The sequence below is a fragment of the Streptomyces sp. KPB2 genome (assembly GCF_003950055.1).
GTDB lineage: Bacteria > Actinomycetota > Actinomycetes > Streptomycetales > Streptomycetaceae > Streptomyces > Streptomyces salinarius.
Map to the genome: position 1 here is coordinate 6,560,317 of NZ_CP034353.1, position 14,774 is coordinate 6,575,090.

The window sequence follows — 14,774 nt, forward strand, 5'->3', positions numbered from 1 at the left end:
CCGGCGCGCCCCGCCGACACCCTCCACTTATTTGACGTGATCCACATCTTTTGCTGCGGAGCGAGACTGTGACGCCTGAACGCCACGCCCCGACCGGAACGGGCGAACCCCTGCTCGAACCCCCGCCCGGCTGCCCCGCGCACGGCCTCGGGCCGGGCGGACTGCACCGGCTGCACGAGGCCGACGACCTGCAGGAGCTCTACGAGAAGCTGCGCGAAAAGCACGGGCCGGTGGCGCCCGCGCTGCTCCACGACGACGTACCCATGTGGGTGGTCCTCGGGCACGCCGAGAACCTGCACATGGTCAGCACCCCCTCCCAGTTCTGCCGCGACAGCCGGATCTGGACCCCGCTGAACGAGGGCATGGTCAAGCCCGACCACCCGCTGATGCCGCACATCGCGTGGCAGCCCATCTGCTCCCACGCCGAGGGCGACGAGCACAAGCGGCTGCGCGGCGCGGTCACCAGCGCCATGTCCGACCTCGACTTCCGGGAGCTGCGCCGGCACATCAAGCGCTACACCCAGCGCGTCGTCAACCGGTTCTGCGAGGAGGGCCGCGCCGACCTGGTCGGCCAGTTCGCCGAACACCTGCCGATGGGCGTGATGTGCCATCTCCTCGGCATGCCCGAGGAGTACAGCGACCGGCTGGTGGAGGCCGCCCGCGACACCCTCAAGGGCACCGAGACGGCGATCGCCAGCCACGCCTACGTCATGGAGGCACTGGGCCGGCTCACCGCCGCCCGCCGGGCCGCCCCGGCCGACGACATCGCCGGCCGCCTCGTCACCCACCCGGCCGGACTCACCGACGACGAGGTCCGCGAACACCTGCGGGTGGTCCTTCTGGCCGCCTACGAGGCGACCGTCAACCTGATCTCCAACGTGCTGCGCGTGGTCCTCACCGACCCGGGCTTCCGCGCCCAGCTCAGCGGCGGGCAGATGACGGTGCCCCAGGCAGTCGAGCAGTCCCTGTGGGACGAGCCGCCGTTCAGCACCGTCTTCGCCTACTTCGCCAAGCAGGAGACGGAACTCGGCGGCCAGCGCATCCGCGCCGGCGACGGCCTGCTGCTCGGCATCGCGCCGGGCAACGTCGATCCGCGCATCCGCCCGGACCTGAGCGCGGACATGATGGGCAACCGCGCCCACCTCGCCTTCGGCGGCGGCCCGCACGAGTGCCCCGGGCAGGACATCGGGCGGGCCATCGCCGACGCCGGCATCGACGCGCTGCTGATGCGGCTGCCCGACGTCCGGCTCGACTGCGACGAGGACGAACTGCGGTGGCGGTCCTCCATCGCGTCGCGGCACCTGGTGGAACTGCCGGTGCGCTTCGAACCCAGGGCACAGCAGGACATCAGGCAGCAGCCGAGCCACGCCCCCGTCCCGGAACGGCGCGCCCCCTGGCACGTCGGCATGCCGAAGCCGGAACAGCGCACGCAGCCGCCGCTGCCGTCGTACCCGCCGCAGCCCGTGTCGGTGACGGCCGCCGCGCCCCAGCAGGTACCGACCGCGGAACAGCAGCCTCCCCGCGGCGCCTGGCAGCGCTTCCTGCGCTGGTGGCGCGGCTACTGACGCCCGTCGCCGTACGCGGCCCAGTCCTGGTACGCCGTCCAGGCGCCGAGCGACCGGCCGCTGCGGAAGCGGTGCTCGCGCCCCGTGACGGGATCGGTGAACGCCAGCTCCCGCGCGAGCAGTTGCAGCGGGCGTCGGAAATCACCGGCCGGCACGGGGGCGGCCACCTCGGGGTAGAGGGGGTCGCCGAGGATCGGCACGCCGAGCGCGCTCATGTGCACGCGCAGCTGGTGGGTCTGACCGGTGCCGGGCACCAGCCGGTACCGGGCGAGCCCCCGTTCCGGCCGGCGGGCGAGCAGCTCGACGCGGGTCACGGCGTTCGGCTCGCCGTCCACCTCGCGGGCGGCGAGCACCCCGCGCTCCTTCAGGATCCGGCTGCGGACCGTCCGGGGGAGGGCGAGCGAGGGATCGTACGGGGCGACGGCCTCGTACTCCTTGCCCACCCGCCGGTCGGCGAACAGCCTCTGGTAGGCGCCGCGTTCCTCCGGGCGCACGGTGAACAGCACCAGCCCCGCCGTGAGCCGGTCCAGCCGGTGCGCGGCGCCGAGCTGCGGGAGGCCCAGCTCCCGGCGCAGCCGTGCCAGCGCGGTCTGCGTGACGTGACCGCCGCGCGGAGTGGTGGCCAGGAAGTGCGGCTTGTCCACGACGACGACGTGCTCGTCGCGGTACACGACCTCCAGCGGGAAGGGCACCGGCACCTCGGCGGGCAGCTCGCGGTGGAACCACACGAACATGCCCGGCTCGTACGGCGCGTCGCCCGCCACGGGGCGCCCGTCCGCACCGACGAACGCCCCGGCGTCGAACATGCCGTCGACCACGCCGGCGCCCGCACCCGACAGCCGCTCCACCAGGTGCTCCCGCACCGTGGACCACGGCCCGTCCGCGGGCAGCCGCACCCGCACCGCGTCGATGCCGTCGCGCTGCGGCAGGGGCGAGGGCGGGGGAGGGGTACGGCGTCTCATCACCGCCAGCGTACGAGGCGGGGACCTGCGGCGGTGGGCCGAGGCGGAAGTCGTGGTCCGGGAAAACCGCTGGGCCGCCGCCCGCCCCCGTTGGCAGGATGCCGCCCATGCCCTACCTGAACCGCCCGGTCCTCCCCGCCGGCACCCTGTCCCGCACCCCGCAGCCCACGATCCCCACCGGCGACGGGCTGCTGCTGCGCCCGTGGCGCGCCGAGGACGCGCCCGCCGTGCACGCGGCCTTCCAGGACCCGGTGATGCACCAGTGGCACATCCGCGCCGCCGACTCCGAGGAGGAGGTACGGGGCTGGATCGCCGAGTGGCAGCAGGCGTGGGACCGGGAGAGCAACGTCCAGTGGGCGGTCGCCGACGCGGCCGACGACCGGCTGCTCGGCCGGGTCGCCCTGCGGCAGGTGCTGCTCGGCGACGGAGTGGCGGAGGTCGCCTACTGGACGACGGCGGGCGCCCGCGGCCGAGGCGTCGCCGCGCGGGCCACGCGCACCCTCGCCCGCTGGGCCCTGGACGAGATCGGCTTCCAGCGCCTGGAACTCTCCCACGCGGTGGCCAACGAGGCCTCGTGCCGAGTGGCGCAGAAGGCCGGCTTCGCCCTGGAGGGCACCAAGCGCAGCGCCCTGCTCCACCCCGACGGCTGGCACGACATGCACCTGCACGCACGCGTGCGCGGCGATTGATCGAGAGGGACCGTGACCCCGGACCGAACCGGGCGTCCCGGCAGGCGGGGTGCCCGGCGCGGGCGCTGAACTCCGCACTCGCGGCCACCGGGCGCAGCGCGCTGCTCCACCCCGCTGGCCGCGACGACACGCACCTGCCCGCACGCGTGCGCGGCGATTGACGGCGCGAGCGCGGAGGGAAGGGCAGGGAGAGGGATGCTAGGCCGCCGCCGGGCCCTCCTGTTCCGCCTCGATGCGGGCGTTCCACTCGCGCTTGGAGGCCTGCCAGCCGTCCTCGTTGTGACCGAGCCGCCAGTAGCCGGAGATCGACAGGTCCTCGCGGGGGATCTCGCGCTCCACCCGCAGGTACCGGCGCAGTTCCTTCACGCAGGCCGCCTCGCCGTGGACGAACGCGTGCACCCGGCCCTCCGGGAACTCCAGCGCGCGCACGGCCTCGACCAGGGCCTGCCCGACCGGGCGCCCCGCGCGGTGCAGCCAGACCACCTCCACGTCGGAGTCGATCTTCTGCTCCTCCTCCGGCCCCTCGACCTCGACGAAGGCGAACGCGCGGGCACCGTCCGGCAGCGCCTCCAGGGAACGGGCGATCGCGGGCAGCGCGCTCTCGTCACCGGCGAGCAGATGCCAGTCGGCGGCCGGGTCGGGGGCGTAGGCACCGCCCGGGCCCATGAAGTGGATGCGCTCGCCCGGCCGCACCCGCTTGGCCCAGGGCCCGGCGAGACCCTCGTCGCCGTGGACGACGAAGTCCAGCGTCATCTCCCGGTGCTCGGCGTCCCAGTGGCGCACGGTGTACGTCCGGGTCACCGGCCACTGCTCCCGCGGGAACTCCTCGCGGATCCGCTCCATGTCGAAGGGCTCCGGGTAGGTGGCGCCCCCGGAGGGGAACAGCAGCTTCACGTAGTGGTCGGTACAGGTGTCCGCCGAGAACGCGGCCAGTCCCTCGCCGCCGAGCACCACGCGCTGCATGTGCGGGGTCAGCCGCTCGGTGCGGACGACCTGCGCGGTGTGCGGCTTGCGCGGCTTGCGTGCCGGACGGTCTGCCATGACGGCCTCCCTGTTCCCTGCGTGCGATTCCCCGAGTTAGGTATGCCTAAGCTAGCATCCCGGCTGCGTCAGACGCCCGGGGAACGGGTGCCCGCGCCGCACGGTTCAGGCACTCAGCGTGGTCAGCAGCCGCTGCAGCGACCCGCCGAGCCCCCAGCGGGCGGCCAGCTCCTCCAGCGCCCCGGCGTCGCGCGGGCCGTGCGGAAGCGCCGTGTCGGCGTCCGGCAGCGGGACGTCGTCCGCCACCCGTACGACCTTCGGGGCGACCTCGAGATACGGCCCGGCCTCGGTGAGCCGCCTGCGCTGCGTGGGCGTCAGCTTCGCCTTCGGGTCGTCCACGGCGGCCCGGATCCCGGCCAGGTCCCCGAACTCGGCCAGCAGCTTGGCCGCCGTCTTCTCCCCGACGCCGGGCACCCCGGGCAGACCGTCGCTCGGGTCGCCGCGCAGCAGCGCCAGATCGGCGTAGCCGCTGCCGTCGACGCCGTACTTCTCGCGCAGCGCGGCCTCGTCGACGAGGTTGAGCGTGCCCACTCCCTTGACGGGGTAGAGCACGCGCACGCCGCGGGCGTCGTCGACGAGCTGGTAGAGGTCCCGGTCGCCGGTGACGATGTCGACCGGGCCCGCGGCCCGGGCCGTGTAGGTGCCGATGACGTCGTCCGCCTCGTACCCGGCCACGCCGACGCGGGCGATGCCGAGCGCGTCCAGGACGGCCTCGATGACCGGCACCTGCGGGGACAGCGTGTCGGGCACCTCCTCCTCGTCGGGGCCCGCCGGGCGCTCCTGGGCCACCCGGTGCGCCTTGTAGGAGGGGATCAGCTCCACCCGCCAGTACGGGCGCCAGTCGGCGTCCATGCAGGCCACCAGGTGGTCGGGGCGGTGGTCCTTCACCAGGCGGTCGATGAAGTCCAGCAGCCCGCGCACGGCGTTCACCGGCGTGCCGTCGGGCGCCTTCACCGAGTCCGGCACGCCGAAGTAGGCGCGGAAGTAGAGGGAAGCGGTGTCGAGAAGCATGAGTCGTCCGGTCACGCCTCGCAATCATGCCGCAGGTCATGCGGGCGGGCCGGGGAGGACGTGTGAACTGGCTCACTTAAATGTTTGGCGCATAAGCATCGGGGCAGGCGCGCAGCCGGGCCGAAGCTGGTTGATGCATTCAACTGTCAGGGGAGCTTTGGGCCCTGCCCCTGCCCCCGAGCCAAGAGGTAAGCGTGTCAGCCAGACTAGAGGCCGAGAACCTGTACAAGGTCTTCGGCAGGAAACCGGACCAGGCCGTCGAGCGACTGCGCCAGGGGGACGTCGGCAAGGACCAGGGAGAGGTCCGCAAGGACCGGAAGGACGTCCGCGAGGAGCTGCGCGCCGACGGCACCACCGCCGCCGTCATCGACGCGTCCTTCACCGTGGAGCCCGGCGAGATCTTCGTGGTCATGGGTCTGTCCGGATCGGGCAAGTCCACGCTGCTGCGCATGCTCAACGGTCTCTCCGAGCCGACCGCCGGGCACGTCCGCTTCGGGGGCCAGGACCTCACCGAACTCAGCGACCGCGAGCTGCGCGAGGTCCGTTCCAAGAAGATCAGCATGGTCTTCCAGCACTTCGCGCTCTTCCCGCACCGCAGCGTCCGTGACAACGCTGCCTACGGTCTTGAAGTGCAGGGCGTGCCCCGCGCCGAGCGCGAACGCCGCGCCGACGAGGCGCTCGCCCTGTGCGGCCTGGCCGGCTGGGAGAAGTCCTGGCCCGACGAGCTGTCCGGCGGCATGCAGCAGCGCGTCGGCCTGGCCCGCGCGCTGGCCACCGACGCCGACCTGCTGCTGATGGACGAGTCCTTCAGCGCCCTCGACCCGCTGATCCGCCGCGACATGCAGGACCAGCTGCTCGACCTGCAGAAGACCCTGAAGAAGACCATCGTCTTCATCACCCACGACCTGAACGAGGCCATGCGCCTGGGCGACCGCATCGCCGTCATGCGGGACGGCCGGATCGTGCAGATAGGCAGCGCGCAGGACATCCTGATACGTCCCGCCAACGACTACGTGGCCTCCTTCACCAAGGACGTCGACCGCTCCCGCGTCCTGACCGCGGCCGCCGTCATGGAGACCGACGTGCGCGGCGACGAGGCCGACTGCGACTGCGAGACCGCCACGCCCGAGACGCCGTTCTCGGAGCTGTGCGCGATCAGCGCCCGGGTGCCCCACGCGGTCGCGGTGGTCGACGGCGAGCGCCGGCTCGTCGGCGTCGTCCCGGCCCAGCGCCTCATCGGCTTCCTCGGCGACGAGGACGTCGAACCCGGCGTCTGCCAGTCCCCGCGGGACAAGGGCGGCAAGAAGGTGATCAGCCGTGCCTAGGATCCCCCTCGGCGACTGGGTCAACAGCAGCGTCGACTGGCTGCTCGACAACGTCTCCTGGCTCTTCACCTTCCTCAAGGACATCTTTACCGGCGCCTACGACGGCATCAACGCCGTCCTCCAGGCCCCCGAGCCGCTGCTGCTCGCCGGTATCTTCGCCGTGATCGCCTTCTGGCTGCGCGGCACCTTCGCGGGCATCCTCTCCTTCGCCGGGTTCGCCTTCATCGACTCCCTCGAACTGTGGGAGAACGCGATGGTCACCCTGGCGCTCCTGCTGGTCGCCACGATCATCGCCCTGGTCGTGGCGGTGCCGGTGGGTATCTGGGCGGCACGCTCGGACCGCGTGAGCGCGTTCGTGCGGCCGATCCTCGACTTCATGCAGACGCTGCCCGCGATGATCTACCTGATCCCCGCGATCCTGTTCTTCGGGACCGGTTCCGCCCCGGGCATCGTGGCCACCCTGATCTTCGCGCTCGCCCCCGGCGTCCGCATGACCGAGCTGGGCATCCGCCAGGTCGACAAGGAACTGGTCGAGGCCGCCGAGGCGTTCGGCACCACGCCCCGCAACACCCTGCTGCGCGTCCAGCTCCCGCTGGCGCTGCCCACGGTGATGGCGGGCGTCAACCAGGTCATCATGCTCGGCCTGTCCATGGCCGCCATCGCCGGCATGGTCGGCACCGGCGGCCTCGGCGGCGACGTCATGGAGTCCATCGGCCAGCTCAACGTCGGCCTCGGCGCCGAGGCCGGTCTCGCCATCGTGATCCTGGCGATCTACCTGGACCGCATGACCAGCGCGCTGGGCACGCACGTCTCCCCGCTGGGCCGCCGCGCCGCCGCCAAGGCACGCGCCGCCAAGGGCCTGAAGATCTGGTCCTACCGCCCCCAGCCGCAGGTCGCCGTGATCGGCATCGTCGTCCTCGGCCTGGTGGCCGGCGGCATGGGCATGTTCGGCGGCGGCTCCGGCGACGCCGACACGGCCGGCAGCGGCAAGAACGTCGGCAACGGCAAGAAGGTCTCCATCGGCTACATCCCCTGGGACGAGGGCGTCGCCTCCACGTTCCTGTGGAAGGAGATCCTGGAGCAGCGCGGCTTCGAGGTCGAGGCCAAGCAGTTCGAGGCCGGCCCGCTCTACACCGCGCTGGCCCAGGGCAACATCGACTTCCAGACCGACTCGTGGCTGCCCACGACCCACGAGCAGTACTGGAAGAAGTACGGCAAGCAGCTCGAGGACCTCGGCTCCTGGTACGACGAGACCTCGCTGGAGCTGACCGTCCCGTCGTACATGAAGGACGTCAACTCCCTCGAGGACCTCAAGGGCAAGGCCGACCTCTTCGGCGGCAAGATCACCGGCATCGAGCCCAGCGCCGGTGAGATGAACCTGCTCAAGAGCAAGATCCTCAAGGAGTACGGGCTCGACAAGGAGTACAAGGTCGTCGACAGCTCCACGCCGGCGATGCTGGCCGAGCTGAAGCGGGCCTACAGCAAGAAGGAACCGATCGTCGTCACCCTGTGGTCCCCGCACTGGGCGTACAACGACTACGACCTGAAGAAGCTGAAGGACCCCAAGGGCGCCTGGGGCAAGGGCGACGGCGTGCACTCGCTGTCCCGCAAGGGCTTCTCGGACGACAACCCGGTCGTGGCCAAGTGGCTGAAGGACTTCTCCATGACGGAGAAGCAGCTCACCAGCCTCGAGGCCGAGATCAACAAGGCCGGCAAGGGACAGCAGCAGCAGGCCGTCCGCACCTGGCTCAAGGCCAACCCGGGCGTCGTCGACAAGCTCGCCCCGGTCGAGAACGCCTCCGGCGGCACCCCCGCCGAGGCCAAGCAGCCGCTCGACGTGGCCTGGTTCCCCTGGGAGGAGGACGTCGCCGTCACCTACCTGTGGAAGAACGTCCTCGAGCGCCGCGGCTACAAGATGAACCTGAAGCAGATGGACGTCGGTCCGGTCTACACCGGTCTGGCCTCCGGCGGCATCGACCTCAACTTCGACGCGTGGCTGCCCTACGCCCAGAGCAACTACTGGAACAAGCACAAGGACAACCTCGTCGACCTGGGCACCTGGTACGAGCCGACCTCCCTGGAGATCGCCGTCCCCTCGTACGTGAAGGACGTCAAGTCCCTCGCGGACCTCAAGGGCAAGAGCGACCTCTTCGACGGAAAGATCATCGGCATCGAGCCAGGCACCGGTGAGATGCAGCTGCTGAAGAACGAGGTGCTGCCGGGCTACGGCCTGGAGGACGAGTACGAGGTCGTCGACGGCTCCACGCCCGCGATGCTGGCCGAGCTCAAGCGCGCCCTCGCCAAGAAGGAGCCGGTCGCGGTCACCCTGTGGTCCCCGCACTGGGCCTACAGCGACTACGAGCTGACCAAGCTGAAGGACCCGAAGAAGGCCTTCGGCGAGGGCAATACGATCCGGACCATCTCCAGCAAGAAGTTCCCCGAGCAGTACCCGCAGCTCACGAAGTGGATCAAGAACTTCAAGATGAGCGAGGACGAGCTGGGCAGCCTGGAGGCCGAGATCAAGGACCGCGGTCAGGGCCACGAGGAGGAAGCCGTCGCGGCCTGGCTGAAGGAGCACCCGGACATGGTCGGCCGGATGACCCCGTAACGGCGCGGTACTTCGTGACGGTCACCCCGAGGGGTGGGCCCGGCGGCGTCTCTCCCGACAGACGCACCGCCCGGCCCGCCCCTCGGGTCGTTCGCGGCCCGGACACGGTAGGGATTCGGCCAACCACGGAGCGCCACGCGGCGGCCCGAGCAGGGCCGCGCCGGGACGGGAGCGGCTGGCGGGAACACCGAAGGCCGTCCACGCCTTGAACCGGTAGGGTGCGCGGACCGGTCCGCGGGTGGCGAGAACTGTGAGGTCGCGGCCACCCCAACGTGACATCGATGTGACGGCCGCATGAAACGGTTTGCCGAACATGCGTAGGGTGCAGAGAACTCATCAGGAGAACGGCACCCCGCACGGGGCACGTCGACGGCACGCGGACGGGTGAAGGAGGGAGCCGGAGCGATGGGCGACCACAAAGATCAGCACCTCCGGGTGGGCGCGGCCGTACGGCGGCGGCGCCGCGACCTCGAACTCACCCTCGCCGTGGTGTCCGAGCGCAGCGGCCTGTCCGTGCCCTTCCTGAGCCAGATCGAGAACGACCGGGCACGGCCCAGCCAGACCTCCCTGGAGAAGGTGGCCGACGCCCTGCGCACCACCGCCGTGGAACTGCTCGCCGCGGCCGACCCCGCGTGCAGCGTCGACGTGGTCCGCGCCGAGGACCCCGACCCCGATTTCGCGCCCAGGGTGCGCTCGCTGGTGCGCGGGCACCACCAGATGCACGCCTCCGAGTTCACCGGCGACCACGACGCCGGGCGGGAACTGCAGTACCGCAACGACCAGTTGATGTTCGTCGCCGAGGGCGCCGTGGAGATCGAGGCCGAGGGGCGCGCCTACCGGCTCGGGCGGGGCGACACGCTGTACCTCACCGGCGGGGTGCGGCACCGCTGGCGGGCCACGGTGCCCGACACCCGGCTGATCGTCGTCGCCGTCGCCGAGCACATCGAGGCGGTCCGGGAAGGTCCGCGCAGGTGACGCAGGTGAGCGCGTGCGCGTGAGGGTCGTCTCCCTGGTGCCCTCGCTGACCGACGCGGTGGCCCGCACCGTCCCCGGGGCGCTGGTGGGCGCGACCGACTGGTGCACGCACCCGGCCGGCCTGGACGTCGTACGCGTCGGCGGCACCAAGAACCCGAAGACCGACCGGATCCTCTCCCTCGCCCCCGACCTGGTGATCGCCAACGAGGAGGAGAACCGCGCCCCCGACCTCGACGCCCTGCGCGCCGGGGGCGTCGAGGTGCTGGTGACCGAGGTGCGCACCGTCCCGCAGGCCGTCACCGAGCTGGACCGGACGCTCACCGCCTGCGGGGCGCCCTCGCGGCCCCGCTGGCTCGACGAGGCGGAGGCCGCCTGGGCGGACCCACCCGTCCCGGGGCGGCGCGCCACGGCCGTCGTACCGATCTGGCGCAGGCCCTGGATGGTGCTGGGCCGCGACACCTTCGCCGGGGACGTCCTGGCCCGCCTCGGCGTCGACCACCTGTACGCCACGCACGCCGAGCGCTACCCGAGGATTCCGCTGGACGAACTGCGGGCGGCCCGCCCGGACGTCGTGGTCCTGCCGGACGAGCCGTACCGCTTCACCGCCGACGACGGCCCGGAGGCCTTCCCCGGCCTGCCCTGCGCCCTCGTCGACGGGCGGTACCTCACGTGGTACGGGCCGTCACTGGCCGAGGCGCCCCGGGCCCTGGCCGCGGCCCTGCGAGCAGCGCACCGCTGAGCAGACCCCGCGCGGTGTGCACGGCGGCCACGGCCCAGGCGGCCACGAGGAGGGCGTACAGGGCGACGGTGAGACCGTCGTAGACGACCAGACCCGTCTCCCGGGCCAGCGCCTCGGCGCCGGTGACGCAGGTGCCCACCGGGAAGGTGAACGACCACCACGTCATCGAGAAGCCCATGCCCGCCCGGCGGGCCCGTACGACGTGCGCGGCGGCGAGGGCCAGCCACATCACCGCGAAGCCCATCACCGGCACCCCGTACAGCACGGCGAAGACCGAGAAGCCCTCGGCGTACGGGCCCGGCAAGACGCCCGGCGCCACGTCCGCGAACTTGCCGACGGCGGTCGTCGACTGGCCGAGCGGGCCCAGGACGAGAAACAGCGACGGGGTGAGCGCCAGCGGCAGCGGTCCGCCGGTGAGCAGCCGGCCGAAGATCACCGGCAGCGTCACCAGCGTCGCGAACAGACTCACCCCGAACATCGCGACACAGGCGAGCAGCAGCGTCTGGCGGGGCTGTCCCGGCGGCAGGTGCGGCACCAGCAGCGGTCCGACGGCCGCGGACACCATCGGCGCCACCAGCGGCAGCAGCCACACCGGGCTGGCCTGCCCCGGCTCGATCCGGTGGCGTACGGCCATCAGGTACGGCACGGCCACCGCCGCCGCGAGTCCGATCGCCGTGCCGGCGACGAACAGCACGGTGTCCAGGGCGACCGCGGCCGGCAGGCCGATCCAGTCCCGGCCGAGCGCCAGGGCGCCGCCGCCGACGGCCAGCAGGGCCATCGACAGACAGCCGTAGAACGGGGCCGCGGCCGGGTCGAGGAGATGGGCGCGGGCCTGGTCGCGGTGGTGGAGCCAGTGCAGGGACCGGGCGGCCAGCAGCACCACCAGCAGGACGAGCGACAGGGCCCAGACCGCGGTGCAGAGGGAACGCAGGCCGGGCACATGACCGGGCAGCGCGGCTCCCGCCGTGCCGACGATGGAGGTGCCCATGACGCAGGCGTACCAGTTGGGCCCGAGATGCCGGACGGCCGGCACCCGCCGGACGGCCGGGCCGACGGCGGAGGAGGCGGAAGGGGAACGAGGCTGGGCTGCGGTGACCATGACTCCACCGTCCCGGCCGGGGAAAGCCCTGACCAGGGACCATGTCTCTATGAGGGCATAAGCTGGGGTTATGAGCAGGGGTACGGCGAGTGGTGCGGGCGGTGGCACGGGTGGCGCCGAGGGCGGGCAGGGCGACCGGGGGCGGTCCGTGGCGGGCTCGCTGGCGCACCGGGTGCCGGACCTCGGGGCCCTGGAGCTGTTGCTGGCGGTGGCCCGCCTGGGCAGCCTCGGCGGGGCCGCGCGCGAACTGGGCATCACCCAGCCGGCCGCCAGCAGCCGCATCCGCTCGATGGAACGGCAGCTGGGCGTCGCCCTGGTGGACCGCTCGCCACGCGGTTCCCGGCTCACCGACGCGGGCGCCCTGGTCACGGACTGGGCGCGGCGGATCGTGGAGGCCGCGGACGCGTTCGACGCGGGTGCGCAGGCCCTGCGGGACCGGCGGGACTCGCGGCTGAGGGTCGCGGCGAGCATGACGATCGCCGAGTACCTGCTGCCGGGCTGGCTGGTCGCGCTGCGCGCCCAGTTGCCGGACACCGCGGTGTCGCTGCTCGCCGGCAACTCGGCGACGGTCGCCGAGCGTCTGCTGGCCGACGACGCCGACCTCGGGTTCGTGGAGGGGGTGAGCGTGCCGACGGGCCTCGACTCCGCGGTCATCGGCCACGACCGGCTCATCGTCGTGACCGCGCCGGGCCACCCCTGGGCCCGCCGCCGGCGCCCGCTGGAGGCGGCGGAGCTGGCGTCGACCCCCCTGATCCTGCGGGAGAAGGGATCCGGCACCCGGCAGGTCCTGGACGCGGCGCTGGGCGGTCTGGCCCGCCCCCTGATCGAGCTGTCGTCGACCACGGCGGTGAAGGCGGCCGCGGTGGGCGGCGCCGGCCCCTCCGTCCTCAGCGAACTCGCCGTCGGCGAGGAACTGACCACCCGGCGCCTGGTGAGCGTCCCCGTGGCGGACGTCGTCCTGGCCCGCGACCTGCGAGCGGTCTGGCCCACCGGCCACCGCCCCACGGGCCCGGCCCGCCGGCTGCTGTCCCTGACCCGGGCGTAGACGTGCGGCCGGGGTCGTCTCGGCGCACGGACCGCACCCGCGGGCCGCCGGAACCCGCCCGTTCCGCCCGGCGACGGCACCCGCCGCACCTTCGTAAGGCTTCCGGGCCCCCGGTGATGTCCAGGGCGTGGCCCGCCGCCGTCGGGCCGGTGCCGAGGGGGGTCCGCCGTCCGGCGGGGGAGTGATGTGCCGTCGGAGTCGTTCAGCCCGCCCGTGCCGCGTCCACCAGGGCGCGCATCACGCGCGTGTCCTCGCCCATCTCCGGATGCCACTGCACGCCGAGGACCCAGCCGGGTGCGGCCGGCAGTTCCAGGGCCTCCACGGTGCCGTCCGCGGCGTGCGCCGAGGCGACCAGGCCCGTGCCGAGGCGGTCCACCGCCTGGTGGTGGTACGTCGGGACGAACGTCTCCTCGGGCACCACACCCGCGTACAGCGTCCCCGGCACCGGCTTGACCAGGTGGCCGCCGAACACGCCCACCACCTCGGCGTGCCCCTCGATGTGCTGGACGAGGGTGCCGCCCAGGGCGACGTTGAGCAGCTGCATGCCCCGGCAGACGCCCAGCAGCGGGACGCGTGCCGCCAGGGCCGCCTCGATCAGCGCCAGCTCCCAGGTGTCCCTGGCCCGGGCGGGAGGGCCGGTGCGCGGGTCGGGCTCGGCGCCGTAGCGGACCGGCTCCACGTCCGGGCCGCCCGCGATCACCAGCCCGTCGACGCGGGCGACGGCCGCCGCGGCGTGCTCGGGATCGTCCGGCGGGAGCATCGCGGCCAGTCCGCCCGCCCGCCGCACCAGCCGCGGATACCCGGCGGGCAGCAGCACCGCCTCCAGCTCCCACACGCCCCAGCGCGCCCCGGACTCCAGATACGTGCTGACACCGATCAGCGGCCTGTCCGCCATCCACCCTCCAGAAGATCGGACCAGGTAATGGGCTGCGTCCACACCTTTGCCGTCCACACCCTTGCCGCAGCGCGCCGCCACGGCAAGGCGTTCAGGTCAAAAACCCCCGCAGCAGCGCCGCCGTCCCCGCGCAGTGCTCCCGCGTCATCTCCCGCGCCCCGTCCGCGTCCCCGTCCAGCACCGCCTCCACCAGCGCGGCGTGCTGGCGCTGGGAGTGCTCCAGGTTGCGCACCAGCAGCGGGATGCAGTCCAGCAGGTCGTTGAGGGTGGCCCGGACGGCCGCGTACTGCGCGGCCAGCGCCGGTGAGCCGCACAGCTCCGCGAGCGTGAGGTGCAGCATCGTGTCCAGCCGCCGGTACTGCGCCAGCGGCGCCTCGCGCGTCCCGGCCAGCGCCTCCCGCAACCGGCCCGCCTGCGCGTCCGTCAGCCCGTGCGCCGCGCACAGCCCGGCCGCGCCCACCTCCAGCACCTCCCGGAACCGCAGCACGTCCTCGATGTCCACCCCGGCCACCCGGCGCCGCAGCTCGTCCTCACCGGCCGCGTCCGCCCGCGGCAGCACGAACGTGCCGCCGTACCGCCCCCGCCGCGCCTGAACCAGCCCCTGGTCCTGGAGCACCCGCAGCACCTCGCGCAGCGTCACCCGGCTGATCCCCAGCCGTTCCGCCAGCTCCCGCTCGGCCGGCAGCCGCTCGCCCCCCGCCACCAGGCCCAGCCGCACGACCTGGAGGATCTGCTCCAGCGCCTCCTCGAAGCCGTTCCCGGCCCGCACCGGCCGCAGTACCGGCGCCAGCCGGTCCGTCACGCTCCCGCCACTCCCGCC

The 14,774-nt window shown here is 72.9% G+C and carries 13 protein-coding genes; 7 read left to right on the plus strand and 6 right to left on the minus strand.

Annotated elements, in window-relative coordinates; genetic code table 11:
- The first annotated feature begins 68 nt into the window (after positions 1-68).
- Positions 69-1,565 carry a cytochrome P450 gene (locus D1J63_RS29635; protein WP_125633062.1) on the plus strand — a complete coding sequence of 499 codons (1,497 nt, stop codon included), beginning with the start codon at positions 69-71 and terminating at the stop codon, positions 1,563-1,565.
- On the opposite strand, the gene D1J63_RS29640 is transcribed toward D1J63_RS29635, so the two are convergent.
- On the minus strand, positions 1,559-2,527 hold the full coding sequence (locus D1J63_RS29640; protein ID WP_125633064.1) for an RluA family pseudouridine synthase: 969 nt from the start codon (positions 2,525-2,527) through the stop codon (positions 1,559-1,561). The two genes, D1J63_RS29635 and D1J63_RS29640, sit on opposite strands and share 7 nt — an antisense overlap.
- 107 nt (positions 2,528-2,634) lie before the next feature.
- On the opposite strand from D1J63_RS29640, the gene D1J63_RS29645 reads away from it, so the two are divergent.
- The gene (locus D1J63_RS29645; protein ID WP_164713030.1) at positions 2,635-3,216 is read left to right on the plus strand and encodes a GNAT family N-acetyltransferase; all 582 of its coding nucleotides are present in this window, start codon (positions 2,635-2,637) and stop codon (positions 3,214-3,216) included.
- A 198-nt stretch (positions 3,217-3,414) separates the two neighbouring features.
- On the opposite strand, the gene D1J63_RS29650 is transcribed toward D1J63_RS29645, so the two are convergent.
- Together D1J63_RS29650 and D1J63_RS29655 are read right to left on the minus strand one after the other, a co-directional pair.
- Positions 3,415-4,257: a siderophore-interacting protein gene (locus D1J63_RS29650; protein WP_125633068.1), complete on the minus strand. Its 843-nt coding sequence runs from the start codon at positions 4,255-4,257 to the stop codon at positions 3,415-3,417.
- A 105-nt stretch (positions 4,258-4,362) separates the two neighbouring features.
- Positions 4,363-5,268, minus strand: coding sequence for a 5'-3' exonuclease (locus D1J63_RS29655; protein ID WP_125635905.1), 906 nt, complete (start codon positions 5,266-5,268; stop codon positions 4,363-4,365).
- Positions 5,269-5,462: 194 nt separating this feature from the next.
- Here D1J63_RS29655 and D1J63_RS29660 point away from each other — a divergent pair, with 194 nt between their 5' ends.
- The 4 genes from D1J63_RS29660 (at position 5,463) to D1J63_RS29675 (ending at position 10,915) form a co-directional block, all read left to right on the plus strand.
- Complete coding sequence (locus D1J63_RS29660) at positions 5,463-6,593, plus strand: betaine/proline/choline family ABC transporter ATP-binding protein (protein ID WP_102930527.1); 1,131 nt, start codon at positions 5,463-5,465, stop codon at positions 6,591-6,593.
- Entirely contained in the window at positions 6,586-9,201 is a 2,616-nt protein-coding gene (locus D1J63_RS29665) for an ABC transporter permease/substrate binding protein (RefSeq protein WP_125633070.1), read from the plus strand. The genes D1J63_RS29660 and D1J63_RS29665 overlap by 8 nt, the downstream gene beginning before the upstream one ends.
- A 405-nt stretch (positions 9,202-9,606) precedes the next feature.
- On the plus strand, positions 9,607-10,176 hold the full coding sequence (locus D1J63_RS29670; protein ID WP_102930529.1) for an XRE family transcriptional regulator: 570 nt from the start codon (positions 9,607-9,609) through the stop codon (positions 10,174-10,176).
- Between the two features lie 19 nt (positions 10,177-10,195).
- Positions 10,196-10,915 (plus strand): helical backbone metal receptor, encoded by a 720-nt coding sequence (locus D1J63_RS29675; protein WP_125635907.1) that lies wholly within the window; start codon positions 10,196-10,198, stop codon positions 10,913-10,915.
- On the opposite strand, the gene D1J63_RS29680 is transcribed toward D1J63_RS29675, so the two are convergent.
- Positions 10,842-12,014: a TDT family transporter gene (locus D1J63_RS29680; RefSeq protein ID WP_125633072.1), complete on the minus strand. Its 1,173-nt coding sequence runs from the start codon at positions 12,012-12,014 to the stop codon at positions 10,842-10,844. The genes D1J63_RS29675 and D1J63_RS29680 overlap by 74 nt on opposite strands.
- 70 nt (positions 12,015-12,084) lie before the next feature.
- Between D1J63_RS29680 and D1J63_RS29685 the strand changes: the two genes are divergently transcribed.
- Positions 12,085-13,059, plus strand: coding sequence for a LysR family transcriptional regulator (locus tag D1J63_RS29685; protein WP_125633074.1), 975 nt, complete (start codon positions 12,085-12,087; stop codon positions 13,057-13,059).
- Between the two features lie 202 nt (positions 13,060-13,261).
- On the opposite strand, the gene D1J63_RS29690 is transcribed toward D1J63_RS29685, so the two are convergent.
- The gene (locus tag D1J63_RS29690) at positions 13,262-13,954 is read right to left on the minus strand and encodes a gamma-glutamyl-gamma-aminobutyrate hydrolase family protein (RefSeq protein ID WP_125633076.1); all 693 of its coding nucleotides are present in this window, start codon (positions 13,952-13,954) and stop codon (positions 13,262-13,264) included.
- Between the two features lie 91 nt (positions 13,955-14,045).
- Positions 14,046-14,756 carry an FCD domain-containing protein gene (locus D1J63_RS29695; protein WP_125633078.1) on the minus strand — a complete coding sequence of 237 codons (711 nt, stop codon included), beginning with the start codon at positions 14,754-14,756 and terminating at the stop codon, positions 14,046-14,048.
- Positions 14,757-14,774: the final 18 nt, after the last annotated feature.